This window comes from Raoultella sp. T31 (assembly GCF_002806725.1).
Lineage (GTDB): Bacteria > Pseudomonadota > Gammaproteobacteria > Enterobacterales > Enterobacteriaceae > Klebsiella > Klebsiella electrica.
The window spans coordinates 1-25,409 of the sequence record NZ_PIBO01000054.1; the positions used below are offsets into that span (position 1 = coordinate 1).

The following is a 25,409-nucleotide window of genomic DNA, read 5'->3' on the forward strand; positions in this document are numbered from 1 at the left end:
GAATCACCCGCAGAGCGGTTCAATCAATGTGTTGCATCCATCGGTTGAACTCACAACGTATAGCAGTCTCGGTAAGATTAGCAGCCATGAGTTTACCTTTCTAAGAATAAGCGTTACCTGACCCGATGCCCATTTCGGGTCAGGTAACGGGTCAGGTAAGGATAGTACAATGGGGAAATTAGAGAACCAATCAGAAACAGAAATAACTTCATAACTGATTGATTATAGACAATTAAAAATACAAAAAGCGTCAATAACGAACGATTAGAAACATGCCAATTTTATGACTCATAATCGCTTGGTCGCTGGTTCAAGTCCAGCAGGGGCCACCAGACACCGCAAGGGCTGGCGAGAAATCGCCGGCCCTTTTGCTTTTCTCAGGAGGTGCTGTCGAGGTGCCATCAGTGAGTTAAGCAGAATATAAATCACCTGCTCGGTGGTAAAAAACCAACGTTGCCTCGCCAGACACCGCAAGCGCCAGCAAGAAGCCGCAGGCGGCACAATTCTTTCGCAACCCAAAGAGAATCAAGAGAAGGATCAAAGCCTTATCTTTCTCATTGACCTGTTTTTGGCGCCCCAATAATAACGACCTCCGGATTGCTGCACATTCATGCTTATGGCCCACAATGCCTTCTCACAGGGCATTCATTTTTTTGTCACATAAGGCAATTATTCTTTCGCCATTTTGAGTACCATGTAAGGAATAAACTGTGAATTCAATGATTAAAGCTCTGATGCTGGCGTTACCTGTCTTAAGTGCATCAGCAGTCGCCGCTGATAACAAACTGTGCGAACCAAAGGCTTATGAAATGGCCCTTCGATATCAGCAAAAATCGGCTGAAGTTATGGCGCTTCAGATTCAGACATATCGCTTTGCCACCGAACGTTTTAACGAAAAAGTCAATGGACTGAAAGCACCGGAAAAATACGCCGTCGTAATGGATCTTGATGAAACGGTGCTCGACAACACACCATTGTTGGCACGGGACATGGAACAGTGTCATGACTATACAAAATGGGATACCTGGGGCGACTGGGAAAAACAGGGTAATCCGGGTCTGATCCCAGGAGCAAAAGCTTTCCTTGATAATGTGGCTCACCACAACGTTCGTATTTACTATGTATCTGACCGAACTAATGAAAACAAAACGGACACGCTCAATACTCTAAAATCTCTCGGCCTGCCGCAGGTCTCTGAAGAGAGCGTCCTTCTTGATACAGGAACCAAAGAAGAACGTCGCCAGGCCATCATGAAAAACCAGCAGATCATTATGCTGTTTGGCGACAGCCTGCCAGATTTTGCCGCTCAATTTAAAAATAAAAAGCCCACCGAGGAGCAACGTCAGTTGGTTGAATCAAACGCACAGCATTTCGGCGTTGACTGGATTGTTCTTCCTAATGCGGCTTATGGCTCATGGTCAAAGGCAAAACTTGATAGCTGGAAAACACCCGCTGTTAAATAACCACGGCAGACCTTCTCTATTAATTCGCTATTGAGTGGGAAGGTCATCTTCACCCGATGCGCATCGGGTATACCGCCCCCCTGCGCATGGCGGTGTCTTCGGTTTCATCGCTCATCAGCGTCAGAAAGCACCGCATCATGTTCAGGCGCGAAAAAAAGAGATGAATAAACGTTTCTCGATGAGAGGAATGTATTGCTGGCTGCGGGTGTTCAGAATTTCCTGTCATGCTCAATACATCGCTTAGCGCGACAATATCAAATTACTCTGCCTGTTCAGCGACGGCAAAAAATATAAGGAGCGACGTTAACAACGTTGCTCCTTTTTTATCTTATGGTGCAGCATCTTCAAAATGTGCCGCTTGCACCCGTTCCCGGAGCTGCTCCCGCATATAAGAAGAGAAGTACTCTGGATTTTTAATCACAATACGGTTGCCAGCGGCGATTTTCTCCGCCCATCCGGCCACTTTATGGGTGAACCCGGAATTCCATCCTTCCTGTTCACCGCGAGCCATGACGTCGTCCGCGCTAGCCGGAACGCCTAACTCATGGAGATATTTTAAAATGCCCTTGGCCGTACTTTCATCCATTGAAGCCGGGACCGGTTCCGATGTGTTCATACCACCAATAAAATCTAATGCTTTATCTATCGCTGTTGGCATGCTCTTATCCTTAAAATTAACCATGTGATGAACATGTTTATAATATGGACCCAAGTCCGCGGCGATATCAAAGAGATCGTTGCCTTTCTTTGATTCAGACCTCAGTCAAACGTTTGCATGGCGTTTTTCTGCCCGATAAGTCCATAAACACCGTGACCAACAGCTAATACCCGGTTAACGGCCATTGCGGACCCTGAATCGCGGAGAGCGCGGAAAACTAATCGTGGATTTTGCGCTTGAACTGGCTGGCATCGATATCGTACTGCTTCATTTTTCGCCACAGCGTCGTACGCCCGATATTGAGCAGATGGGACATCTCCTGTACCCGGCCGCTGGTGACGCGGGCGGCATGGATAATGGCCTCTTTTTCAATAGCGCTGAAGGTCAGGCTGGCAGGCAGCAGGGGCGAGGCGGTATCGCCGCCCGGCCGCTCGGAAAAGAGATATTCCGGCAGGTTGCTCAGGCGGATATGGCCGTTATCGCTGCTGATGGCGATATTTTCAATAATGCTGTTTAACTCAAAGTCATTGCCGGGCCAGGAGTAGTTCACCAGCTGCGCCAGGGCATCGTCGTCCACTTGCAGGCGCGATGAAAAGCGCTTCTCCAGGCTACGCAGGCGGTTGTGCACCAGCGAGGGAATGCTGTTGCGCCGCGATCTCAGCGGCGGAATGACTATCTCAAACGAGTGCAGCGCGTAATAAAGCTGGCGACTAAAGCGGTTCTGCTCCACCAGATTAGCCAGATCAACGGTGGTGGTGGCAATCACCTTAACATCCACCGGAATCAGGCGTCGGGCATCGAGGCGGGTTAACACCCCCTGCTTAATCACCTGCAGCAGCGCGGACTGCAGCTCCGGAGCGAGGTACTCTATTTTCTCCAGAAACAGAGTGCCGCCGCTGGCCAGTTCCAGGCGACTCAGGCGCCCGTTTTCGTCATCGGTCGGCGCGCTGCCCATAAAATCCTCGCCCAGCACGCTGTCGGTATACAGCTGACAGTTGACCGCAATATAGGGACCGTCCGCCCGTTCGCTTTCATTATGAATAGCCTGAGCGAGCAGCTCTTTACCCACCCCCTCTTCCCCGCAGAGCAGGACCGGAAAACCGCCCCGCGCCGCCTGACGGCCAAAATGAATCAGCCGTCGCGTTTCCGGGTCGTCCGCGGACATCTGCGCCAAAGTGTGGCTCACTTTCCCTAACTGGCTGGTCATCAGCTGGCGCATCTGCTCCACCGGGTGCAGCAATAAAATAAAGCTGTTGCCCTGCTCTTCGACGATCGGCTTGAGGGTAATGACGGCATCGATAAACTGATGCTGGCTCTCAAACGTCACTTCCGCATGGTTCAGGGCGCGCGCGTGCTTAATCGCCCGGCGCAGCAGGGCCGGTAGCGTCACCAGTTCATTAATATTTTTTCCCTGGCTGGTCTGGGCATCCAGGTGCAGGAGCGTCGCGGCCTGGACGTTAAGAAACTGCAATACCCCCTGCTCATTCCACGCCATCACGCCGTCATCCATGCTTTCCAGCAGGCCATACATCTGGTTGAGATGGCGGTTCGATTCAGCCAGCAGGCTGTCGGTCAACAGCGAGTTGCCCACTTCCCGGGCGATAGCCAGCGTCAGAGACAAATCAGAGGAGGCCTGCTGCCCGGTCAAACAGCACAGCGAGATGGATCCAAACAGGCGACCGTGATTATCAAACACCGGCGTGGAGCTAAATGACCACCCGTGTAGCGCCTGTTTAAAATGTTGCTCAGCGGTGGTTTTCACCGGTTGCCCCAGCATCGAAGCCAGCGAGAGCGCGCAGCTGCCGATAATGCTTTCCGCGCAGTAGCTGCCCTCAAGAAAACCGAGTTCCGCGAGCTGCGCCAGCGTCTGCGGTTCGCCGCAGCGGCTGAGAATACAGGCGGACTCATCAAGAATAAACAATGCGCAGGGTCGGTTATCCATAAACTCCCAGGCATCTTCCAGCGCCGCCTGGCCGATGGTCAGCAGCGCGGTTTTACGTCGGCAGATCGATTCGAAGGTCAGCCCCTGAGCCTGATGCGGTTTATGCCAGGTCTCCCGTGGCATAAACCGGCTGCAACGCTGCCATGACTGACTGATAACGGAAGATACTGTTTTTCCGGAGTCCGGAGTCTGCGCCGCCATGTCCTTTTCCGCTGTTTAAAATAGATAACCCCTCCGACAGAAACAGCCGGAGGGGGCACACGCTTCTCCCTGCAAAAAGCAGCTTAGCGAGACGTTAGCGCGCCAGCCACTGCTGGCCGAGTAAATCGGCCGTCAGGATCGCGGCGTAAACCTGGTCGGCCGTCACCGGGAATGGCATGTTATGGATCGTTTCGCCTTCCGCGCAGGTCGCTTGCGCGACCGCCTGAATTTTACCTTCAATGCCCTCTTTGACGCCCATTTGCGCCAGAGTCACCGGCAGACCGACTTTCTGGCAGAAGCCCAGCACCGTTTCAATCTCTTCCAGCGGACTGTTTTGCAGCACCAGCTGCGCCAGGGTGCCAAACGCCACTTTTTCGCCGTGGTACAGATGATGGCACTCTTCCAGAATAGTGAAGCCGTTATGAATGGCGTGCGCCGCGGCCAGCCCGCTGCTTTCAAACCCAATGCCGCTGAGGTAGGTATTGGCTTCGACAATGCGCTCCAGCGCATCCGTCACCACGCCAGCCTGCGCCGCCAGGCGCGCTTTTTCGCCTTCGGCCAGCAGCGTATCATAGCACAGGCGAGCCAGGCTCAACGCCGCCGCCGTGGACTGTCCGCCAGCCATGCTGGTCGCCCTGGCGTCAAAGCAGGCCTTCGCTTCAAACCAGGTCGAGAGCGCATCGCCCATCCCGGCCACCAGCAGGCGCACCGGCGCTTTGGCAATGATCGCCGTATCCATGACCACCATATCCGGGTTTTTCGGATAGATCAGATACTCTTCAAACTCGCCAGCTTCGGTGTAGATAACCGACAGCGCGCTGGTTGGCGCATCGGTAGAGGCAATCGTCGGGATCACCACTACCGGCAGCTTCTGGTAGAAGCCAATGGCTTTAGCGGTATCAAGCGTCTTCCCGCCGCCAATCCCTACCACGCCGCGACAACCGTGCTGCTGCAGAATGGCAATCAGGCGGTTGATCTCCGCGTGACTGCATTCGCCGTTAAAACGGGCGGCGTGGCAGCTTAAACCGTGGTTATGCAAGCCATTGAGTACGTTGTCCCCCGCCAGCTTCATCACGAAGTCATCGGCAATGACAAAAAAGCTGTCCGCCAGATTTTTGGCATACTGGCCAAAAAGCGTCGATGCGTCAGGACCCTGAAGATATTTGGCCGGAGATTGAATAACTTTTAGCATTCCTTTCACCCTCAAATAAGTACATGTTTTACATGATGAGCCCTGGCGTCATCCTGTTCTGCCTGCGGTTCATGGCGGAAACGAATCGTGACCGGAGCGATGCAAACACTGTAGGGCGAGGGGTGAACAAAAAAATTTTTCCCGTTTTTGTTCTGATATGAAACAGAGAATATTTTTTAGCGTTCCATATTGGAACATTAGTTAGCGGAAAATGGTGGGATTGCGATCCCGATCCGTCCATTCACCGTCATGCCACAAAAAAACGGATAATCTGCCAACATGGGTAGCATCGGCAGCAGAAAAAAAACTGAGAAACGCATCCGCAGCCCCCGGTTGCCGCAGATGACCGCGGGGTGAAAAAATAGCCTTAGCTCGCATTTTTCCCTTTTCCTCGCCGAGGATGTTTCATAACGGAACAAAAATAAATAAGCATGTTCCGTTATGAAACTCGTTTGCACGACATTTTTTTTTCCGTTAACTCAGCCAGAATCATAACGTCGCCGGGCGGTTCTTTACGCCAGACGAAACCCCTACACGATGACCGCCTCCGTGGCTAGAGAGGTCGCATCGCATCACTCCGACGGAGCATAAATAATGAAAAAACTGATTAACCGTGTCGAAGATGTCCTGAGTGAACAACTGCTTGGCCTTGCCAGAGCCCATCCTGAATTAACGCTGCACCAGGACCCGGTTTATGTCACCCGCGCCGATGCGCCGGTCGCCGGGAAAGTGGCGCTGCTCTCCGGCGGCGGCAGTGGACATGAGCCGATGCACTGCGGCTATATTGGCAAAGGTATGCTTGCCGGCGCCTGTCCGGGCGAGATTTTCACCTCCCCGACCCCGGATAAAATGTTCGAGTGCGCGATGAATATCGACGGCGGCGAAGGTGTGCTGCTGATCATCAAAAACTACACCGGGGATATCCTCAATTTCGAAACCGCCACCGAGTTGCTGCACGAAAGCGGCGTCAAGGTGACCACCGTGGTGATCGACGACGACGTGGCGGTCAAAGACAGCCTCTACACCGCCGGACGCCGCGGCGTCGCCAACACCGTGCTGGTTGAGAAGCTGGTCGGCGCGGCCGCCGAACGCGGCGATTCGCTGGAGGCCTGCGCAACGTTAGGCCGCAAGCTTAACAACCTCGGTCACTCCATCGGGGTTGCGCTAGGCGCCTGCACCGTGCCGGCCGCCGGACAGCCGTCATTTGAATTACAGGAGAATGAGATGGAGTTCGGCGTCGGTATCCACGGCGAACCGGGTATCGACCGTCGCCCTTTCAGTTCTCTCGATCGCACCGTCGATGAGATGTTCGACACCCTGCTGGAGAACGGCACCTACAGCCGCACGCTACGTCAATGGGATATGGTCAAAGGAAACTGGCAGGACGTCACACAAAGCAAACAGGCGCTGCAAAAGGGCGACCGTGTCGTCGCCCTGGTCAATAATCTTGGTGCCACCCCGCTGTCGGAGCTGTACGGCGTATACAACCGCCTGGCCACGCGCTGCGAGGAGAACGGCATCACTATCGAACGCAACCTCATCGGCAGCTACTGTACCTCGCTGGATATGGTGGGCTTCTCCCTCACTCTGCTGAAAGTCGATGACGACACGCTGGCATTATGGGATGCCCCCGTTCACACCCCGGCGCTGAACTGGGGCCATTAAGGAGCACGACATGTCACTGAACAGAACGCAAATCGTTAACTGGCTTTATCGCTGCGGCGACATTTTCACCAAAGAGAAAGATTTTTTAACCGGCCTGGATAAAGAGATTGGTGATGCCGACCACGGTCTGAATATGTATCGCGGCTTCAGCAAGGTGGTGGAAAAACTGCCGTCCATTGCCGATAAAGACATCGGTTTTATTCTTAAGAACACCGGAATGACGTTGCTCTCCAACGTCGGCGGCGCCAGCGGCCCGCTGTTCGGTACTTTCTTTATTCGTGCAGCCCAGGTAACGCAAGCTCATCAGAGTCTGACCCTCGACGAGTTGCACCAGATGATGCGCGAAGGGGCGGACGGGGTGGTCAACCGGGGGAAAGCGGAACCCGGCGATAAAACCATGTGCGACGTCTGGCTTCCGGTCGTCGAGTCACTGCGCCAGTCCAGCGAACAACACCTGTCGGTTCAGCACGCGCTGGATGCTGCCGCGACACAAGCGGAGGAAGCCGCCCGTTCCACTATCACCATGCAGGCCCGCAAAGGCCGCGCGAGTTACCTCGGCGAACGCAGCATCGGTCATCAAGATCCTGGCGCAACCTCGGTGATGTTCATGATTCAGGAGCTGGCTGCAGCAGCCAAAGAGTAAGGATAACACGATGGTAAACCTGGTGATTGTTTCTCATAGCGCCCGACTGGGCGAAGGTGTCGGAGAACTGGCCCGGCAGATGCTAACGGGCGGTGGCTGTAAACTGGCGATCGCCGCTGGCATTGACGATCCTGAAAACCCGATCGGCACCGATCCCGTTAAGGTGATGGAGGCCATTGAATCCGTTGCCGATACCGACCACGTGCTAGTGATGATGGATATCGGCAGCGCCCTGCTCAGCGCGGAAACCGCGCTGGATCTCCTCGATCCGGCGATCGCGGCGAAGGTTCGCCTGTGCGCCGCGCCATTGGTCGAAGGCACGCTGGCGGCAACGGTCAGCGCCGCCAGCGGATCGGATATCGATAAAGTGATCGCCGACGCCATGAGCGCCCTGGAAGCTAAGCGCGTACAGCTGGGATTACCATCGCTCGCCCAGAACGGTCCCGAGGCCACGCCGATGGCCGACGATCTGAGCGGCGAGTCCGTCTCCGTGGTGATTAAAAATCATAACGGCTTACACGTTCGTCCGGCATCGCGGCTGGTTGCCGCGTTATCCGGATTCAATGCCGATCTGGTGCTGGAGAAAGGCGGCAAATGCGTCTCACCGGACAGCATTAACCAGATTGCCCTGTTGCAGGTACGCTGCAACGATACATTAAGGCTGCTGGCCCGCGGGCCGGATGCCGAAGCGGCGCTGGCGGCATTTCAGGCGCTGGCGGCGGAGAACTTTGGCGAGCTGCCGGACGCCGCGCCCGCGGTCTTTACTCCTCCCGTCTCGCGCGTGCAGGGAAAAGCGCTCCGCTACCCGCTGCCTGCCCTCCGGCCAGTCCGGCAAACCGGTGCCGACATCGCCAGCGAACAGCGACGCCTGCAGCAGGCGATCGGCCAGACGCTGGACGATCTCAATGCGCTGACCACGCTGGCGGAAGAGCGCTATTCTGCCGATATCGCGGCCATTTTTTCCGGCCACCACACGCTGCTCGACGACCCGGATCTCTATGAAGCCGCCTGCGATATCGTGCGCCAGGAACAATGCAATGCCGAGTGGGCGTGGTATCAGGTGCTGGCCGATCTCAGCCAGCAGTATCGCCAGCTGGACGATGCCTATCTGCAGGCGCGCTATATTGATGTCGACGATCTGCTGCACCGGACTTTGCGCCATCTGCAAGGCGGCAACGAGGAGCCGCTGGCGGTGCATGAGCCGACGATTATCATCGCCGACGATCTCTTTCCTTCCAGCGTCCTGCAGCTGGATCCTCGCCTGGTCAAGGGGATCTGTCTGCGGGCAGGAAGCGAGGCATCTCACGGCGCGATCATCGCCCGTCAGGCCGGGATCGTCTGCCTGTGCCAGCAGGGAGATGCCCTGCAGCCGATACGCGATGGTGAATCCCTTACGCTGGATGTCGCCGGAAAACGCGTGATCCGCGCCTGACGTTCTCTTCGTGACTCTCTGTACTTGATTCTTCACGCCGGAGGTACGCCTCCGGGGATTCTGTTTTCACTCAATCTCCTGCAAGCGTGATGTCTTAATTCTTTTTAATCAGCGCCCCGCCTCATCGCCGAGGTCACTGAAGGAACGATGGCCGCCAGCCGGTGCAACAACCTGGCCGTCTGGCCAGCCGGCCGGTAGCCCGGCAAGGCGTTAACGCCGCATCCCGGGGCTCGCTCCTGCCGCAATCCGGCCTATTTACGGTGCCAGTAGGCCTGGGAGCGCACCAGCTGCGGGTCAATTTCGTCATTTTCAAACCGACCGAGTCGTGTTTTCACCACCTCACCTTCACCGGTCACCCAGATAAAGTAATCTTCCGCAGGTACGCTAACCTGCGCCAGACGTTCGGCCACCACGGACGAATGATGGCCGACGTTCCACTCAATCTGAAAGTCCTGCAGATCCGCGAGATAATCTTTATACGACGCCTCGCCGATCGTCACCAGCGCCGTCACCTGCGGGCGGGCGGGCAGACGGCTGAGGTCCAGCAGGCGGCGGCGTAGCGCAGGCATCCCGGATTCATCGCAAACATACAGCTGCCAGGCGTAATCTTCCGGCACCACCAGCGAACCGCGCGGGCCGCCAATCACCAGCTTATCGCCGACGTTTGCCGCCAGCGCCCAGCGGCTGGCAATACCGCCGTCGTGAATAAAGAAGTCATACGCCAGTTCATGCCGTTCGGCATCATACAGCGGCGTGTAATCACGGGTCGCCGGACGGGGGCCCTCGCCCCAGTTAATGCCCTCTTCCGTCACCTGCGGCGGCGTAAACGTGGTGCCGGCTTGCGGAAAAAAGAGTTTCGTATGGTCATCAAACCCCTGAGAGACGAATCCCTCCAGCGCGTCTCCGCCCAGCACAATACGCTGGAAGGCGGTGCCAACGCGCTCAACGCGCAGCACGGTTAACTCGCGAAAACGCAGCGCATTACGAACGCGCTGCGGGTACTGAGGTTGTTTCGTTTTTATCATCGTCATTCGCCTTCGTGAAATTTATCGATATATCTAAATCTTCCGCAAATGATAATGATTGCTATTAAAAAGGAATGCAACTCTTTTTTGATATAGCCATAGCAAAAAGCAATAAAGTACAAAAACAGAAAATAAAACAAATAAAATCATATAATTATAAAATAACCACTCTTCTTACTTGCTAAGATATAAAATTTAGATATAGATTAGATATATCAAAAAAAACAGGAGCAAACTATGCGACATCATCATGAAGAAGGTCGTGGACGCCACGGTGAACACGGCGAACGCGGGGAGCATGGCCGCCGGGGCGGCGGTGGCGGACGCCGCCAGCGTTTCTTTGGTCACGGCGAACTGCGTCTGGTGATCCTCGACATCCTCACCCGCAACGCCAGCCACGGCTACGAGCTGATTAAAGAGATAGAAAACCTGACCCAGGGCAACTACAGCCCAAGTCCGGGCGTGATCTATCCAACCCTCGATCTCCTTCAGGATCAGGGCCTTATCAGCGTCGAAGAGGAAAATGGCCGCAAAAAAATCGCCATAACCGCAGAGGGCAGCCTTCTGCATGCCGGGAATCTGGAACAGCTCGGCCATATCCAGGAACGTTTGCAGGCCCGTATGGTCGGCTGCGAGCTGCGTAAAAACCCGCAAATGAAGCGGGCACTGGAGAACTTTAAAGCCGTACTGGATTTAAAAGTTAACCAGCAACCCCTCAGCGAAGCCCAGCTGAAGCAGATTGTCGCCGTTATTGACCGCGCGGCGATGGAGATTTCCCAGCTCGATTAATCTCGCGGAGTCTCTTCCCCTGCCCCCATTTTGGGCAACCTGCACCGCCGCGACGCACGCGGCGGAATACTCCCGGTCGATTGCCTCGCCCGTTCAGGAGTAAAACATGCCAAAAATATCGCTATGAGATTAAATTTCGCACAAATGCGTTTTCGCGCTGCGTTTATCCCGATTTTCAGCTGCCGTGCCGAAGTGGCGTAATCCCTGCAATACTTAATTCAGTATCATGTGATACGCCCGTCCCAGGAGCTCACTTTGAACAGGTTACCTTCCAGCGCATCGGCTCTGGCCTGTAGCGCACACGCACTGAATCTCATTGAGAAGCGCACGCTTGATCATGAGGAGATGAAAGCACTTAACCAGGAGGTCAGGGAATATTTTAAAGAGCATGTGAATCCCGGTTTTTTAGAGTACCGAAAATCGGTTACTGCTGGCGGGGATTACGGAGCCGTAGAGTGGCAAGCGGGAGGGTTAAATACGCTTGTCGACACTCAGGGACAAGAGTTTGTCGATTGCCTGGGTGGCTTTGGTATTTTTAATGTAGGGCACCGTAATCCAGTTGTGATTTCCGCCGTCGAGCATCAGCTCGCTAAACAACCTCTTCATAGCCAGGAACTGCTTGACCCGCTGCGGGCCATGCTGGCAAAAACGCTGGCGGCCTTAACGCCCGGCAAACTGAAATACAGCTTCTTCTGTAACAGCGGCACAGAGTCGGTCGAAGCGGCGTTGAAGTTCGCTAAAGCCTACCAGTCGCCGCGCGGTAAATTTACGTTTGTTGCCACCAGCGGCGCCTTCCACGGTAAATCGCTGGGCGCGCTCTCGGCTACCGCCAAATCCACTTTCCGTAAGCCTTTTATGCCGCTGCTGCCGGGATTCCGTCACGTACCGTTCGGCGACATCAACGCGATGCGTACGCTGCTGAGCGAGTGTAAGAAAACCGGTGATGATGTCGCGGCGGTGATCCTTGAGCCGATACAGGGCGAAGGGGGAGTGATCCTGCCGCCGCCCGGCTACCTGCCCGCGGTGCGTAAGCTGTGCGATGAGTTTGGTGCGCTGCTGATCCTCGACGAAGTGCAGACCGGCATGGGGCGTACCGGCAAGATGTTTGCCTGCGAGCACGAGAACGTCCAGCCGGACATTCTGTGCCTCGCCAAAGCGCTCGGCGGTGGCGTAATGCCGATTGGCGCGACGGTGGCGACCGAAGAGGTGTTTTCAGTGCTGTTCGACAACCCGTTCCTGCACACCACCACCTTCGGCGGCAACCCGCTGGCCTGTGCCGCGGCGCTGGCCACCATTAACGTCCTGCTGACGCAGAATCTGCCGGCCCAGGCGGAACAGAAAGGCGATCTGCTGCTGGACGGTTTCCGTCAACTGGCCCGCGAGTACCCGGATCTGGTGAATGAAGTTCGTGGTAAAGGAATGCTGATGGCGATTGAGTTCGTGGATAACGAAATCGGCTACAACTTCTCCAGCGAGATGTTCCGCCAGCGGGTGCTGGTGGCCGGAACGTTGAATAATGCCAAAACCATTCGTATTGAACCACCGCTGACGCTGACGATTGAGCAGTGTGAACAGGTCATCAAAGCGGCGGGTAAAGCGCTGGCAGCCCTGCGGGTGTCTGTGGAGCAAGCCTGAAGATAGTCAGCAAAAGCCCGGCGAAAACGATGTTCGCCGGGCCTTTTTACGCCTGCCATTCCGTCATACCGACCGGACAAATGCGGTACTGCCCGACTTTCACCTTCATGTCATATGCCGTTTGCCTGTACGGTTAATATGTCGCACGCTCATTCCATGAGTCTGTATAGATAATATTGCCATCGCAATGCTTCCAGGTAATTTTTTCATAGCGCATAAGCACCGTTTCAAGATGCGTTCCGGTATCTGCCCCTGGGTATAAATCCGGCGTGATTGATGTCAGCTTTACATTTTCAAGAATAATATTGAAGTACTCCTGCTCTAACCCGACCTCAATAATCTGATACAGTTTGAACATCGCAGATTGCAAAGTTCTCCCGGTACTTAACGCCCGGTAAAGCATGGGAGTGACACGGTCAAATTCCTTCTGAAACATAATCGGCATATGAATACGCGTGCCGGTCAACTTTCCGGTATTGCCGTCAATCGGAATATTGACGTTATGGGTAAACGATTTCAGCTCGATAGCCCCTTCACGACCTGATACCAGCGACGGGCCGACCATCGGTGAACCATTTTCATCCGTTAACCATAAATAGGCTGGATTAGACATAAAAATCCTTTTCGTAGAAATTATTTATCGTACTTATCGAATCGCCCGAATAAAATCGGATGGACGATAATCAACAAAATGACTGAAATGACAGTCAATATAAACCAGTATTCAGGAACCAAATACAGAAAAAGGAATGCGCTTGCAAATACCCAAGCGGGGAAAAGAATTTCCGTAAAGAGGATGGATAGCAAGCTTTTAAACATGGTAGTGGCTCTTCAGATAATGATAAAGCTCATCATAGTTATTATAGAATTGCATTTGATATTTTTTGATAATATCCGAAAGAATGGACTCGATAAAGTAATACAACATTTCAACTTGTGCATTGTAAAGGATTGCGTAATACGTTGGATCAAGTGTTTTTAGTTGTCGCGCGGCAAGAGCACATTTTTGCTCAGTACCAAAGAGCTGAAGAGCCATGACGATTGCCGGTGTGCGTCTTGACAGACGCTTAATGACGGCATCCGATACTAAATCGGATGCGGAAAACGCTTTCGCAAGAGACAGAGCCAATGCAAAGCGTGTTGCCCTTCCAACCGGTACTTTGGTGGCAATTTCTGTCACTCTGGAATCAACGTATCGTACAGTGCCTTGCTGATTGCCATTTTTGCTATCGTTAATGACCATTTCAAAATAGAGGTAGAACATATGACCTATCACGTCATGATAGCGAAAAACAGAAAGAATCGACTTGTGCATACGTTGTTCTTCAGAAACCAATTCATTGCAAACATCATAGTAGCGAGGGAGCAAACAAGAAGAATACCAGCTTACCCGCTCAACCCCGGAGTAAATATCAGAACCAATGCCCTTCATTGCTTTCCATGTGGAGATTACGCCCTGTTGTCCATACACCGCTAGCTGTCTGTCGCTCTGCAACTTCATCTTTAAATAGTCCGAGGCTTTCATCGAGTATCCTTACTATTAGCATGGCTAACCCCGAATGTATGCAAAAAAAACAAACAACTCAAATAAAACAAACCCAAAACCTTTATTTATTTTGTACCAGACCGCCAGGAGCGCTAATTCATATTTTAATATACAGTTCATTGCAAAATATATTAATACGTTGAATGCATCGCGAAGATAATGCACTCACCGTCCGGTTTATCATTGCGGTAAACCCTACCTACGATACAAAAGAAAGTTTAAAGCACTCCCCTCTCACCAGAAGCATGGCCTGCGATAATCCGCTCGCCGCAGAGATCCCGCAGGCCAGGGTGCACGGCTATTCCGGCAATAACCCCACGAAACTGCGTTTCTTACGCGGTTCCGACATCATCTCGTCGAGCTTTTCCACGCAGGCCAGGTAGTGTGGGGTTTTCTTATGCGCCAGCACCGCCTCATCATCTTTATAGGCTTCATAGATAAAAAAACGGGTCTTCACCTCCGGGTCCTGCAGCACGTCAAATCGCAGGTTGCCCGGCTCTTTCAGCGCCCCTTCATGGTTAGCGCGAAAGACGTCGAGAAACTCCGCCACCCGCTCTGGCCTGATATTAATCTCCACCAGCGTCACGTTCATTTTCGCTCTCCCTGCTTCTCTTCCTGCCAGAACTGATACGCCTCGCGGGCGCTCATATTCTCATGGACCACTTTTTTCACCGCCTTTAACATCGCCCGCGGCGCGCTGGACTGGAAGATATTGCGCCCCATATCGACGCCGGACGCCCCTTGATCAAGCGCCCGCCAGCACATCTCCAGCGCTTCATGTTCCGGCAGCTTTTTGCCCCCGGCGATCACAATCGGCACCGGACAGCTGGCGGTGACTTTTTCAAAGCCCTCTTCGACAAAATAAGTTTTGACGAACTGCGCCCCCATCTCGGCGGCAATGCGGCTGGCGAGCGAGAAATAGCGAGCATCGCGGGTCATCTCTTTACCCACGCCGGTCACCGCCAGCACCGGCATGCCGTAACGGTTGCCCGCATCCACCAGCTTAATGATGTTATTGATCGACTGGTGTTCATATTCGCTGCCAATATAAACCTGCGCCGCCACCGCGCAGACGTTGAGGCGCAGGGCATCTTCCATCGCCACGGCAACGCACTCGTTGGAGAGCTCGCTTAAAATAGAATTACCGCCGGACGCGCGCAGCACCACCGGCTTGTTGGTGGCCGCCGGAACCTGGCTGCGTAGCACGCCGCGAGTACACATCAGCACGTCGGTCTCAGCAAACAGCGGCGCGATAGAGAGATCGATGCGTTCAAGTCCGGTGGTCGGCCCCTGGAAGTAGCCGTGATCGAAAGCCAGCATCACCGTACGGTTGCTCTGCGGATTAAAGATACGCGCCAGCCGGGACTGCATCCCCCACTCCAGCGAGCCACAGCCTTTCAACGTATAGAGCGTATTCTTCTGCGGCCGATCAAACCCGAAGTCTTTCCCCTCTTTGATATCGTCTAAATCTGCCATCTCATCCTCCATCAGAAGTCGTAGTTATTGATGTTCTCTTTGGTGAACACCACGCGTTCCGGCAGCAGTACGATACCGTTGCCTTTCGCTTCATACTGGTAGCCCTGCACGCTGTTTGGCTCGACCTTCAACGTGCCGCTATCTTTGATGTCCACGCTATCGCCAACGTTAAGATCGCCTTTTTTCAGCAGCCGATCGGCAACGTTCACCGCAATTTTTCCCTGCTGCACCACATCCCACAGGCCGAAGGCTTTTACCGTGCCGCGCTCAACATAGGGGCGCATGACATTTGGCGTGCTGAAGCCGACAATCGCCACGCCCTGGCGTTTGAGGTTTTCTGCCGCCTGCGCGGCGGCCGGCAGCGCGTTGGCATCCGGGGCGATAATGGCGTCGAGATCCGGATACGCTTTTAAGATCCCCTCGGCGGTTTGCAGCGATTTGGTGGCATCGTTATAGCCAAACTGCGTCGTTACCACCTCCCACTGCGGATGCTCTTTTGCGATTTTGGCTTTCGCCTCTTTCACCCACTGGTTCTGGTCGGTCACCGTCGGGCTGGAGTAGAAAAACGCCACTCTAGCGGCGGGTTTGGTCACCTGTTTTTCCGCCATCTCAACCAGCAGGCCGCCGAGTTGCTGCGGAGTGCCCTGGTTGATGTAGATGCTGCGGCACTCGGGTTTAGTATCGGAGTCCCAGGTCAGGACCTTCACGCCGCGCTGCATCGCCCGCTTCAGCGCCGGACACAGGCCATCCGGCGACACCGCCGAGACGATAATCGCGTTGTAGCCCTGATTGACGAAGTTGTTGATCAGCTGCACCTGGCCGGACACGCTTGGTTCGGTCGGGCCGTCGTAGGTAACGTCCACGCCAAGCGCTTTGCCTGCTTCTTTCGCGCCGTTGCCGCCGCTGGTAAAGAAGCCCACCCCGACCAGCTTAGGAATAAAAGCGATGCGGTCTGCCGCCTGAGCCACCGCGACACTCATGGCCAGCGCCAGGGCACTGATTTGCAGGATATGTTTTGCTTTCATCGTGTTATGCTCCGATTGTTTTACGCGAGAGAAGACGCCGCCAGGTCATCCGCACCCATTCGCGGTGCAGGCTCAGCGAACGCCCCATCACCACCACAACCAACAGCGCCCCTGACAGCGCGCTCGACACCTGGTTGGGGATGCCGACCATCTGTAAACCCTGTTGCAGGTACCCCACCAGCAGTGCCGCCAGCGCCGTACCGAGTATCGAACCCGACCCGCCATAGATATTCGCCCCGCCGAGCACGGCGGCGGTCAGCGCCGGCATCAGCAGGTCGCGGCCTAAATCCGAACGCGCCGAACCGAAATAGGAGACCAGAATCAGCGCGGCAATGGCTGACGCCACGCCCACCAGGCCATACAGCACGTACGGCATGCCGTTGACCGACAGCGCGGCATAGCGCGCCGCTCTGGGGTTTTGTCCAAGTAAAAAGAGGTGGCGGCCAAAACGCCCGCGATGGGTCAGCAGCCAGAAGAAAAAGGTGATGATGGCAAACATCACCGGCGGCAGCGGTAGGCCAAATAGCGTCAAGTTGGCAAAGGCGGTAAAACTATCGGGGAAGCCGCCAATCCCTTCATAGCCCGTCGCCCCGCCCATCCCCGACAGCAGCAGCGCCCCGCCGCCGTAGAGGTACAAGGTGCCAAGGGTAATCACCAGCGGGCTAATGCCGGTGTAGTGAATCAGCGCCGCGTTCAGCAGCCCGCACAACAGGCCGAGCAGCAGCGTCAGGGGGATCGCGAGGCTCATTGGCCAGCCCGCCTGCATCATCACCCCCAGCGCAATGGCGCACAGGCCGATAGTGGAACCGAGCGAAATATCAATCCCGCCGCTGATGATCACCAGGGTCAATGGCAGGGCCACAATACCGATACAGATAAAGTCGCTGGTGCTGAACAGCAGCATATTGATATCCAGCATGCGCGGATTGATCGCCCCAAACAGCAGGATCTCCAGCACCAGTAATGCCAGCAGCGCGCTTTCCCAGTTGAGTTTCATCTACGCCACCTCTTTATTTTTACGTTTTTCGAACGGGGTGACGTGCTTTCCCCCTTTGTTGCCAGGCTGAAAACGGCTGTACTTCAGCGCCCGCTGATGCCGCGCCAGCGCCTGGCGCAGCCGCCCGTCGAGCACCAGCACGCCCAGCAATACCAGCCCGGCAATAAAGTCGTTCCACCATGCCGGCAGCCGCAGCAGCACCAGTACGGTATCGATTTGGGTGAGGAAAAAGGCACCGAGAAAAGCGCCGACGAGGGTTCCGGTCCCGCCGAGCAGCGAGATCCCGCCCAGCACGCAGGCGGCGATCGCTTTCATCTCCAGCCCGCTGCCGGTCTGGTTGGGGACAAAGCCAATCTGCGCGGCAAAGACGATCCCGGCGCAGGCCGCCAGCATGCCGTTGAGCGTAAAGGCCAGCATCCGCGTGCGGTTGACCGCGACGCCCAGTTGACGCGCGGCGGCCAGGTTATCGCCCACGGCGTAAAAATCGCGACCAAAGGCGGTACGTGCCAGCAGCCAGGCCCCGCTCAGCAGCAGCGCCAGCACCAGCCAGCCCAACGGTGACACACCGATAAAGAACGGTTCCGAAAGCGATTTCAGGCTATCGGGCAACCCCTCGATCCACTTTCCTCCGGTCCACAGCAGCATCATTCCGCGATACAGCCCCAGGGTGCCGAGCGTCGCGACAATCGCCGGAATACGCAGACCGACCACCAGCAGGCCGTTAAAGGCCCCCGCCAGCGCACCAATCGCCAGCGCAAAGCCAATCGCCGCGGTCAGGCCGTAGCCGCTATTGAGCGCGGCGCCGACCGCAATCGCGCTCAGGCCGACGGTCGAGCCGACGGAGACGTCGATATTGCGGGTCAGCATCACCAGCGTCGCCCCCAGCGCCAGCAGGCAGAGGATTTGCGAACTGGCAAAAATCATCGCCAGAATTTGCAGGTTGAACCAGGCGGGGTTGAGCGCAATCAGCAGTGCAAAGAGCGCCAGAATCGCCAGCAACGCGCTCAGCTCGCGGTTTCGCAGTAACGTTTTCATGGCTGCCCTCCAAAGGCCAGGGTCATCATGCGATCGACGGTGACCGCCTGTCGGAGCAGTTCCCCGCTCTGCCGGCCCTGGTGCATAACCACCACCCGGTCGGCCAGCCCGACAAACTCATCCAGATCGCTTGATATCATCAGCACCGCCACATTTTGCGCGGCGACGCTTTTCAGCAGTTGATAGATGTCGGCCCGGGCGGACACATCCACACCGCGCGTCGGTTCATCGACAATCAGCAGCAGCGGGTTGGCTTCAAGACAGCGGGCCAGCAGCACCTTTTGCTGGTTGCCGCCGGAGAGCGTGCGCACAGTCTGATCGCTGTGATTAAGTTTGATGCCCAGCGCCCGGTGGTAGCGCTCCACCACCGCCGCTTCGCGCTGGCGCTGCTGCCACCACGACGGCTGGTTAAATAGCACCGTGTTCCAGCGCACCGGGGCATCGAGAAACAGCCCTGAGACCTGCCGATCCTCCGGCAGATAAACCAGCCCGCTGGCGAGCCGCGCGCGCGTGCTGTCGCGACTGATATCGCGGTTTTCCAGCCAGATTCGACCGGCTCGTGGCGGGCGCAGGCCGTAGAGCGTCTCGGCAAATTCGCTGCGCCCGGATCCCACCAGCCCGGCGAGGCCAACGATCTCCCCGGCGCGGATCTCCAGACTGAGATCGATAAAGCCTTCCCCGGTCAGAGAGTCCACCCGCAGCACCGGGAAATCCTGCGGCTGAGTGCGGCGATTCCCCGGCAGCGCCAGCCATAGCTTCTGGGTATCGCTGAGATCGTGTCCGCGCACGCCGGGGGTCATGGCCTCGATCAGCTCAGCGTCGCTGTAGCTCGCGGTGTCGCCGCTCAGCACCACCGCGCCGTCGCGCATGACCGAAATATGGCTGGCGATCTGACGGATCTCCGGCAGCTTATGCGAGATAAACACAATACCGACGCCGAGCCCCTGCAGAGCGCGGATCTGACGGAACAGCCTCTCCGTCTCGCCGGGAGTTAACGAGGCGGTGGGTTCATCAAGGATCAGGATCTGCGCATCGCGCATCAGACCGCGCAGGATCTCCACCATCTGCTGATCCGCCACTTCCAGCGTCCCGGCCACCGCCTCCAGATTGAGCTGGCAGTTCAGCTGCCGCAGCGTCTCCTGCAGCCGCCCGTTGTTATCGGGCCGTCCGGGCAGGCGGAAAAGAATATTTTCCTGTACCGTCAGGTTGGGAAACAGCATCGGTTCCTGAGGAACAAGGTAAACGCCCAGCTGATGAGCCAGCGCTGGGTTGAGACGCGCAAAAGCGCGGCCACCAAGAATGAGTTCACCCTCGTCGGGCGTTTCCACCCCGGCGATAATCTTCATCAGCGTCGATTTTCCCGCGCCATTACCGCCCATCAGCGCATGCACCTGGCCGGAAAAGAGCGTGAAATCAATGTCCTTTAACACGGCGATACCGGAGAACTGTTTGCGAATCTGACGGGCTTCGAGCAGTGGCTTCATCATCGCGCCTCATATGAACAAATGATTTTTTAATTTAATAATGTTCAAAAGCGTAGACGGTGAACTATATTTACAACCGTGCAAAGATCACAATTTCATGCTTTAGATCGTTGGAAAAAACCTGCAAACAATGAAAGATCGGTTTTGCCGGGCGGCTCACACTTTCCGACCGCGCAATAGCGAACATATGATCTAAATTTTTATAAGAGTTCACTTTATGAGCGAAAAACGCATTACGGAAGAGAGCCGCTACGCGGGCCTGGCGTTAGCCGAAGAGGAGCTGGTGGCACGGGTAGCCTGGTGTTATTACCACGACGGATTGACGCAGAACGATATCGGCGAGCGCCTGGGGCTGCCGCGGTTAAAGATCTCCCGCCTGCTGGAGAAAGGCCGCCAGTCCGGGGTGATCCGCGTGCAGATCAACTCCCGCTATGAAGGGTGTCTGGCGCTGGAAACCGAGCTGCAACAGCGTTTTGACCTGAAGATTGCCCGCGTGCTGCCGGCGCTCAATACCCCGCCGATGAATACACGACTGGGCATCGGCGCGGCGCAATCGCTGATGGGGGTACTGGAACCGGGACAGCTGCTGGCGGTGGGATTTGGCGAAGCCACTATGAGCTGTCTGCAGCACCTGAGCGGGTTTATCAGTTCGCAGCAGGTGCGTCTGGTGACGCTTTCCGGCGGCGTGGGCCCCTATATGACCGGTATCGGCCAGCTGGATGCCGCCTGTCGCGTCAGCATCATTCCGGCGCCGCTGCGGGTCTCTTCGGCCGACGTGGCTGACATTCTGCGGCGCGAGTCGAGCGTCCGGGATGTGATCCTGGCGGCCACCGCGGCGGATGCGGCGGTCGTAGGCATCGGCGCCATCGACCAGCGCCGCGACGCGACTATCCTGCGCTCCGGCTACATCAGCGAAGGCGAACAGTTGATGTACGCCCGTAAAGGCGCGGTGGGCGACATTTTAGGTTATTTCCTGCAAGCCGACGGCAGGCGGGTTGAGGATCTGGAGATTCACCGGGAATTACTCGGCGTCACCCTCGACGAGCTGGCGCAGCTGCCAACGATTGTCGGCGTTGCCGGTGGCACGGAAAAAGCGCAGGCGATTTATGCCGCCCTGACGGGCAAACGCATCAATGGCCTGGTAACGGAAGAGACAACAGCACGCGCGGTGCTCACGCTGGCCTCCTGACGGACGGCCCTGCGCCGCGCAACAACCGCGAGGCGCATGTCATGAGTTACCTGTTAGCGTTAGATGCCGGGACCGGCAGTATTCGGGCGGTGATTTTCGATCTCAGCGGCCACCAGGTCGCGGTCGGCCAGGCGGAATGGAAGCACCTGAGCGTGGAAAATGTTCCCGGTTCGATGGAGTTTGACCTTACCACCAACTGGCTGCTGGCCTGCCAGTGTATCCGCCAGGCGCTGGCAAACGCGCACCTCCAGGCGGGCGATATTCAGTCCGTCGCCTGCTGTTCCATGCGCGAGGGGATTGTGCTTTACGACCGCAACGGCGAGGCTATCTGGGCCTGCGCCAACGTCGATGCCCGCGCCAGCCGTGAAGTTGCGGAGCTTAAAGAGATCCATGATTATCATTTTGAATCTGAAGTCTATGACGTCTCGGGCCAGACGCTGGCATTAAGCGCCATGCCGCGCCTGCTGTGGCTGGCCCACCATCGCCCGGATATCTACCGTCAGGCCGCCACCATCACCATGATTAGCGACTGGCTGGCGGCAAAACTCTCCGGCGAACTGGCCGTCGATCCCTCCAACGCCGGCACCACCGGCATGCTCGACCTGTTCAGCCGCGACTGGCGACCGGCGCTGCTCGATATGGCCGGGCTGCGTGCCGATATTCTCTCCCCGGTCAAAGAAACCGGCACTCTGCTCGGCGCCGTGAGCAAAGAGGCCGCACGGCAAAGCGGCCTGCGGGAAGGCACGCCGGTGGTCATGGGAGGCGGCGATGTGCAGCTCGGCTGCCTGGGTCTGGGAGTGGTACGCGCTGGTCAAAGCGCGGTGCTGGGGGGCACCTTCTGGCAACAGGTGGTGAATCTGCCGGAGGTCCGTACCGACCCGCAGATGAATATTCGCATCAACCCGCACGTCATTCCCGGCATGGCGCAGGCCGAGTCGATCAGCTTCTTCACCGGCCTGACCATGCGCTGGTTCCGCGATGCGTTTTGCGCCGAAGAGAAGCTGGTTGCCGAACGCCTGGGGGTGGATGCCTATGCCCTGCTCGAAGAGATGGCCAGCCGCGTCCCGGCGGGTTCCCACGGCGTGATGCCGATCTTCTCTGATGCCATGCACTTTAAGCAGTGGTATCACGCCGCGCCGTCGTTTATTAACCTTTCTATCGATCCAGAGAAATGCAACAAGGCCACTCTGTTCCGCGCGCTGGAAGAGAACGCGGCAATTGTCTCCGCCTGCAACCTGGCGCAAATATCCCGCTTTTCCGGCGTGACCTTCGACAGCCTGGTATTTGCCGGAGGCGGGTCAAAAGGGGCACTGTGGAGCCAGATTCTCAGCGATGTCACCGGCTTGCCGGTGCGGGTCCCGGTGGTGCGTGAAGCCACGGCGCTGGGCTGCGCGATCGCCGCCGGGACCGGTGCCGGTTTGTACAGCGATATGGCCAGCACCGGCGAGAAGCTGGTGAGCTGGCATCGGGTGTTTACCCCCGATCCGGCACACCGCGAACTGTACCAGGGGATGATGGAGAAATGGCAATCGGTCTATGCCGACCAGCTGGGGCTGGTCGACAGCGGGCTGACCACCTCGATGTGGCAGGCACCAGGCCTTGAGCGGCGCCCGCCTGTCGTTCCGGCGCCCTGAGCGTCCATTCCTGCCCATGCCCCCTTCCCACAGCGGAGGGGGACATTCTCGCCATCGTTATTTGAATCCCATCACAATCACCGCACGCCCTTTTTCACTTTTCGCTGACGACGGCTAAATTAGTAACTCATCCGACCACATAACAATAATGTTACATATAAGAGACTGGAAGCCATGATGAGCCACTACCCGTCGTTATTCGCCCCGCTCGACCTGGGGTTCACCCAGCTGAAAAACCGTGTGCTAATGGGGTCCATGCACACCGGGTTGGAAGAACATGCCGACGGTGCAGAGCGACTGGCGGCCTTCTACGCCGAGCGTGCCCGCCACGGGGTCGCGCTGATTGTCACCGGCGGAATTGCGCCAGCGGCCTCCGGCGTCACAATGGCTGGCGGCGCGGTGCTCGACGATAGCCGCCATCTCGCGCACCATCGGCACATTACCGATGCGGTCCATCGCGAAGGGGGCAAAATCGCCCTGCAAATTTTGCATACCGGCCGCTATAGCTATCAGCCGCGGCCGGTGGCCCCGTCGGCATTGCAGGCGCCAATTAACCGCTTTACCCCGCATGCGCTCAGCCATGATGAGATCTTACAGCTAATCGACGACTTCGCCCGCTGCGCGCAGCTGGCCCGCGAGGCCGGCTACGATGGTGTCGAAGTCATGGGTTCAGAGGGGTATTTAATCAACGAGTTCCTCGCCGCGCGCACCAACCAGCGCGACGACCCGTGGGGCGGCGATTACGTCCGCCGCATGCGCTTTGCCGTAGAAGTGGTGCGTGCGGTACGCGAACGAGCCGGCCACGATTTTATTATTATCTACCGCCTGTCGATGCTCGACCTGGTCAACGACGGCAGTACGCTGCCGGAAGTGATTGAACTGGCGCAGGCTATCGAGGCGGCTGGCGCGACCCTCATCAACACCGGTATCGGCTGGCACGAAGCGCGCATTCCGACCATTGCGACGCCGGTCCCGCGCGGCGCCTTCAGTTGGGTCACCCGGAAGCTGAAAGGCGCGGTGTCGATCCCCCTGGTCACCACTAACCGCATCAACGATCCGCAGGTCGCGGAGGCTCTCCTCGCCCGCGGCGACGCCGATATGGTGTCAATGGCGCGCCCGTTTCTTGCCGATGGCGAATTCCTTGCCAAAGCGCAAAGCGGGCGCGCCGATGAGATCAACACCTGTATCGGCTGCAACCAGGCCTGCCTGGATCAGATCTTCGCCGGGAAAGTGACCTCCTGCCTGGTCAACCCGCGAGCCTGCCACGAAACCCTGATGCCGGTTACGCCTGCTGCCGGGCCAAAGCGCCTGGCGGTTGTGGGCGCAGGCCCCGCCGGTCTGGCCTTTGCCGTCAATGCCGCCGCGCGCGGCCACTCTGTCACCCTGTTTGATGCGCAGCAGGAGATTGGCGGGCAGTTTAATATCGCCAAACAGATCCCCGGCAAAGAGGAGTTTTACGAAACGCTGCGCTACTACCGGCGCATGCTGGATCTGCACGGCGTTAATCTGCAGCTGGGCCAGCAGGTCACGGCGGATCGCTTGCTGCCATTTGACGAAACGATCCTCGCCACCGGGATCGCCCCGCGAATGCCGGAGATCGCCGGAATAACGCATCCAAAAGTTCTGAGTTATCTCGATGTCCTGCGCGACAAGGCGCCGGTGGGCCAGAGCGTTGCGATTATCGGCTGCGGCGGGATCGGCTTTGATACCGCGATGTACCTGAGCCAGCCTGGCGTTGCTACCAGCCAGAATATCGACGCGTTCTGCAGAGAATGGGGCATCGATACCACGCTGCAGAGCGCAGGCGGACTGCGTGCGGAAGGGCCGCAGCGAGAGAAAAGCCCGCGGCGCATTGTGATGCTCCAGCGCAAGGCCAGTAAACCTGGCGATGGATTAGGGAAAACCACCGGCTGGATCCATCGGGCGACGCTGCTGGCCCGCGGCGTCAACATGATCCCGGGAGTTAGCTATCAGAAGATCGATGATGAGGGATTACATGTCACAATCGGCGGCGAAGTCCAAATATTGCGTGTTGATCAGGTGATTATCTGCGCCGGTCAGGAGCCGAAGCGCGAGCTGGCGGATCCGCTGCGCGCGGCAGGGAAAGTGGTGCATCTGATTGGCGGGTGCGATGTCGCGATGGAGCTGGATGCTCGCCGCGCCATCGCCCAGGGTACGAAACTGGCGCTGGAGATTTAACGGGATTTCCCGGGGGCGCTACGCTTGCCCGGGCTACATGTGCTGGAGATTTAACGGGATTTCCCGGGGGCGCTGCGCTTGTCCGGGCTACATGTGCTGGAGATTTAACGGGATTTCCCCGGGGGCGCTGCGCTTGCCCGGGCTACATGTGCTGGAGATTTAACGGGATTTCCCCGGGG

21 protein-coding genes are annotated in these 25,409 nt (G+C 56.8%); 9 read left to right on the forward strand and 12 right to left on the reverse strand.

All coding sequences use genetic code 11. The features are described from left to right. Positions 1-719 precede the first annotated feature (719 nt). Entirely contained in the window at positions 720-1,463 is a 744-nt protein-coding gene (locus CWM52_RS23955; RefSeq protein WP_202395484.1) for a 5'-nucleotidase, lipoprotein e(P4) family, read from the forward strand. A 328-nt stretch (positions 1,464-1,791) separates the two neighbouring features. Here the strand turns inward: CWM52_RS23955 and CWM52_RS23960 are convergent, their stop codons facing one another. The 3 genes from CWM52_RS23960 to CWM52_RS23970 form a co-directional block, all read right to left on the reverse strand. After that, complete coding sequence (locus tag CWM52_RS23960) at positions 1,792-2,145, reverse strand: DUF1889 family protein (RefSeq protein ID WP_100686352.1); 354 nt, start codon at positions 2,143-2,145, stop codon at positions 1,792-1,794. A gap of 193 nt (positions 2,146-2,338) precedes the next feature. Continuing rightward, positions 2,339-4,264: a dihydroxyacetone kinase operon transcriptional regulator DhaR gene (dhaR, locus tag CWM52_RS23965; RefSeq protein WP_100686353.1), complete on the reverse strand. Its 1,926-nt coding sequence runs from the start codon at positions 4,262-4,264 to the stop codon at positions 2,339-2,341. A 94-nt stretch (positions 4,265-4,358) separates the two neighbouring features. Next, positions 4,359-5,456 (reverse strand): glycerol dehydrogenase, encoded by a 1,098-nt coding sequence (locus CWM52_RS23970; RefSeq protein ID WP_100686354.1) that lies wholly within the window; start codon positions 5,454-5,456, stop codon positions 4,359-4,361. A gap of 594 nt (positions 5,457-6,050) precedes the next feature. Between CWM52_RS23970 and dhaK the strand changes: the two genes are divergently transcribed. Genes dhaK through dhaM form a run of 3 tightly spaced genes read left to right on the forward strand, consistent with a single transcriptional unit; the run spans position 6,051 to position 9,196 of the window. After that, positions 6,051-7,121 (forward strand): dihydroxyacetone kinase subunit DhaK, encoded by a 1,071-nt coding sequence (gene dhaK, locus CWM52_RS23980; protein ID WP_100686355.1) that lies wholly within the window; start codon positions 6,051-6,053, stop codon positions 7,119-7,121. 10 nt (positions 7,122-7,131) lie between these two features. Beyond that, positions 7,132-7,764: a dihydroxyacetone kinase subunit DhaL gene (dhaL, locus tag CWM52_RS23985; protein ID WP_100686356.1), complete on the forward strand. Its 633-nt coding sequence runs from the start codon at positions 7,132-7,134 to the stop codon at positions 7,762-7,764. Positions 7,765-7,774: 10 nt separating this feature from the next. Continuing rightward, a complete protein-coding gene (gene dhaM / locus CWM52_RS23990) occupies positions 7,775-9,196 on the forward strand; it encodes a dihydroxyacetone kinase phosphoryl donor subunit DhaM (protein ID WP_100686357.1) in 1,422 nt (473 codons plus the stop codon). A gap of 251 nt (positions 9,197-9,447) precedes the next feature. Here dhaM and CWM52_RS23995 read toward each other — a convergent pair whose 3' ends face one another. Then, positions 9,448-10,221: a siderophore-interacting protein gene (locus CWM52_RS23995; protein WP_165785431.1), complete on the reverse strand. Its 774-nt coding sequence runs from the start codon at positions 10,219-10,221 to the stop codon at positions 9,448-9,450. Between the two features lie 237 nt (positions 10,222-10,458). On the opposite strand from CWM52_RS23995, the gene CWM52_RS24000 reads away from it, so the two are divergent. Further along, a complete protein-coding gene (locus tag CWM52_RS24000; protein ID WP_100686359.1) occupies positions 10,459-11,010 on the forward strand; it encodes a PadR family transcriptional regulator in 552 nt (183 codons plus the stop codon). A gap of 255 nt (positions 11,011-11,265) precedes the next feature. Continuing rightward, positions 11,266-12,645, forward strand: coding sequence for a putrescine aminotransferase (ygjG, locus tag CWM52_RS24010; RefSeq protein ID WP_206057735.1), 1,380 nt, complete (start codon positions 11,266-11,268; stop codon positions 12,643-12,645). Between the two features lie 133 nt (positions 12,646-12,778). Here the strand turns inward: ygjG and CWM52_RS24015 are convergent, their stop codons facing one another. From CWM52_RS24015 to lsrA, 8 genes are all read right to left on the reverse strand, one after another. Next, positions 12,779-13,258, reverse strand: a complete 480-nt coding sequence (locus CWM52_RS24015; protein WP_100686362.1) for an Hcp family type VI secretion system effector — start codon at positions 13,256-13,258, stop codon at positions 12,779-12,781. Between the two features lie 198 nt (positions 13,259-13,456). Then, entirely contained in the window at positions 13,457-14,170 is a 714-nt protein-coding gene (locus CWM52_RS24025) for a hypothetical protein (RefSeq protein WP_100686364.1), read from the reverse strand. A 319-nt stretch (positions 14,171-14,489) separates the two neighbouring features. Continuing rightward, the gene (gene lsrG / locus CWM52_RS24030) at positions 14,490-14,783 is read right to left on the reverse strand and encodes a (4S)-4-hydroxy-5-phosphonooxypentane-2,3-dione isomerase (protein ID WP_100686365.1); all 294 of its coding nucleotides are present in this window, start codon (positions 14,781-14,783) and stop codon (positions 14,490-14,492) included. Then, a complete protein-coding gene (gene lsrF / locus CWM52_RS24035) occupies positions 14,780-15,667 on the reverse strand; it encodes a 3-hydroxy-5-phosphonooxypentane-2,4-dione thiolase (protein ID WP_100686366.1) in 888 nt (295 codons plus the stop codon). The genes lsrG and lsrF overlap by 4 nt, the downstream gene beginning before the upstream one ends. An 11-nt stretch (positions 15,668-15,678) precedes the next feature. Further along, entirely contained in the window at positions 15,679-16,692 is a 1,014-nt protein-coding gene (lsrB, locus tag CWM52_RS24040) for an autoinducer 2 ABC transporter substrate-binding protein LsrB (protein WP_100686367.1), read from the reverse strand. A 4-nt stretch (positions 16,693-16,696) separates the two neighbouring features. Next, positions 16,697-17,689, reverse strand: coding sequence for an autoinducer 2 ABC transporter permease LsrD (gene lsrD / locus CWM52_RS24045; protein WP_100686368.1), 993 nt, complete (start codon positions 17,687-17,689; stop codon positions 16,697-16,699). Then, positions 17,690-18,724: an autoinducer 2 ABC transporter permease LsrC gene (lsrC, locus tag CWM52_RS24050; protein WP_100686369.1), complete on the reverse strand. Its 1,035-nt coding sequence runs from the start codon at positions 18,722-18,724 to the stop codon at positions 17,690-17,692. It abuts the gene before it with no gap. Beyond that, positions 18,721-20,208: an autoinducer 2 ABC transporter ATP-binding protein LsrA gene (gene lsrA / locus CWM52_RS24055; RefSeq protein WP_100686370.1), complete on the reverse strand. Its 1,488-nt coding sequence runs from the start codon at positions 20,206-20,208 to the stop codon at positions 18,721-18,723. Before lsrA ends, lsrC begins: the two co-directional genes overlap by 4 nt. Before the next feature lie 217 nt (positions 20,209-20,425). Between lsrA and lsrR the strand changes: the two genes are divergently transcribed. The 3 genes from lsrR (at position 20,426) to CWM52_RS24070 (ending at position 25,230) form a co-directional block, all read left to right on the forward strand. Next, complete coding sequence (lsrR, locus tag CWM52_RS24060; protein WP_004867898.1) at positions 20,426-21,397, forward strand: transcriptional regulator LsrR; 972 nt, start codon at positions 20,426-20,428, stop codon at positions 21,395-21,397. Between the two features lie 41 nt (positions 21,398-21,438). Beyond that, positions 21,439-23,031 (forward strand): autoinducer-2 kinase, encoded by a 1,593-nt coding sequence (lsrK, locus tag CWM52_RS24065; RefSeq protein WP_100686371.1) that lies wholly within the window; start codon positions 21,439-21,441, stop codon positions 23,029-23,031. A gap of 177 nt (positions 23,032-23,208) precedes the next feature. Further along, positions 23,209-25,230, forward strand: coding sequence for an NADPH-dependent 2,4-dienoyl-CoA reductase (locus CWM52_RS24070; RefSeq protein WP_100686372.1), 2,022 nt, complete (start codon positions 23,209-23,211; stop codon positions 25,228-25,230). Positions 25,231-25,409: the final 179 nt, after the last annotated feature.

Bases quoted from the DNA above. Each gene is read 5' to 3' on its own strand.
- lsrF (WP_100686366.1), bottom strand. From the start codon at position 15,667: ATGGCAGATTTAGACGATATCAAAGAGGGGAAAGACTTCGGGTTTGAT.
- dhaK (WP_100686355.1), top strand. From the start codon at position 6,051: ATGAAAAAACTGATTAACCGTGTCGAAGATGTCCTGAGTGAACAACTG.
- CWM52_RS23960 (WP_100686352.1), bottom strand. From the start codon at position 2,145: ATGGTTAATTTTAAGGATAAGAGCATGCCAACAGCGATAGATAAAGCA.
- dhaL (WP_100686356.1), top strand. From the start codon at position 7,132: ATGTCACTGAACAGAACGCAAATCGTTAACTGGCTTTATCGCTGCGGC.
- lsrR (WP_004867898.1), top strand. From the start codon at position 20,426: ATGAGCGAAAAACGCATTACGGAAGAGAGCCGCTACGCGGGCCTGGCG.
- CWM52_RS23995 (WP_165785431.1), bottom strand. From the start codon at position 10,221: ATGATAAAAACGAAACAACCTCAGTACCCGCAGCGCGTTCGTAATGCG.
- CWM52_RS23955 (WP_202395484.1), top strand. From the start codon at position 720: ATGATTAAAGCTCTGATGCTGGCGTTACCTGTCTTAAGTGCATCAGCA.
- CWM52_RS24025 (WP_100686364.1), bottom strand. From the start codon at position 14,170: ATGAAAGCCTCGGACTATTTAAAGATGAAGTTGCAGAGCGACAGACAG.
- CWM52_RS23970 (WP_100686354.1), bottom strand. From the start codon at position 5,456: ATGCTAAAAGTTATTCAATCTCCGGCCAAATATCTTCAGGGTCCTGAC.
- dhaR (WP_100686353.1), bottom strand. From the start codon at position 4,264: ATGGCGGCGCAGACTCCGGACTCCGGAAAAACAGTATCTTCCGTTATC.
- lsrK (WP_100686371.1), top strand. From the start codon at position 21,439: ATGAGTTACCTGTTAGCGTTAGATGCCGGGACCGGCAGTATTCGGGCG.
- CWM52_RS24070 (WP_100686372.1), top strand. From the start codon at position 23,209: ATGAGCCACTACCCGTCGTTATTCGCCCCGCTCGACCTGGGGTTCACC.
- lsrA (WP_100686370.1), bottom strand. From the start codon at position 20,208: ATGAAGCCACTGCTCGAAGCCCGTCAGATTCGCAAACAGTTCTCCGGT.
- lsrB (WP_100686367.1), bottom strand. From the start codon at position 16,692: ATGAAAGCAAAACATATCCTGCAAATCAGTGCCCTGGCGCTGGCCATG.
- lsrC (WP_100686369.1), bottom strand. From the start codon at position 18,724: ATGAAAACGTTACTGCGAAACCGCGAGCTGAGCGCGTTGCTGGCGATT.
- dhaM (WP_100686357.1), top strand. From the start codon at position 7,775: ATGGTAAACCTGGTGATTGTTTCTCATAGCGCCCGACTGGGCGAAGGT.
- lsrG (WP_100686365.1), bottom strand. From the start codon at position 14,783: ATGAACGTGACGCTGGTGGAGATTAATATCAGGCCAGAGCGGGTGGCG.
- CWM52_RS24000 (WP_100686359.1), top strand. From the start codon at position 10,459: ATGCGACATCATCATGAAGAAGGTCGTGGACGCCACGGTGAACACGGC.
- lsrD (WP_100686368.1), bottom strand. From the start codon at position 17,689: ATGAAACTCAACTGGGAAAGCGCGCTGCTGGCATTACTGGTGCTGGAG.
- CWM52_RS24015 (WP_100686362.1), bottom strand. From the start codon at position 13,258: ATGTCTAATCCAGCCTATTTATGGTTAACGGATGAAAATGGTTCACCG.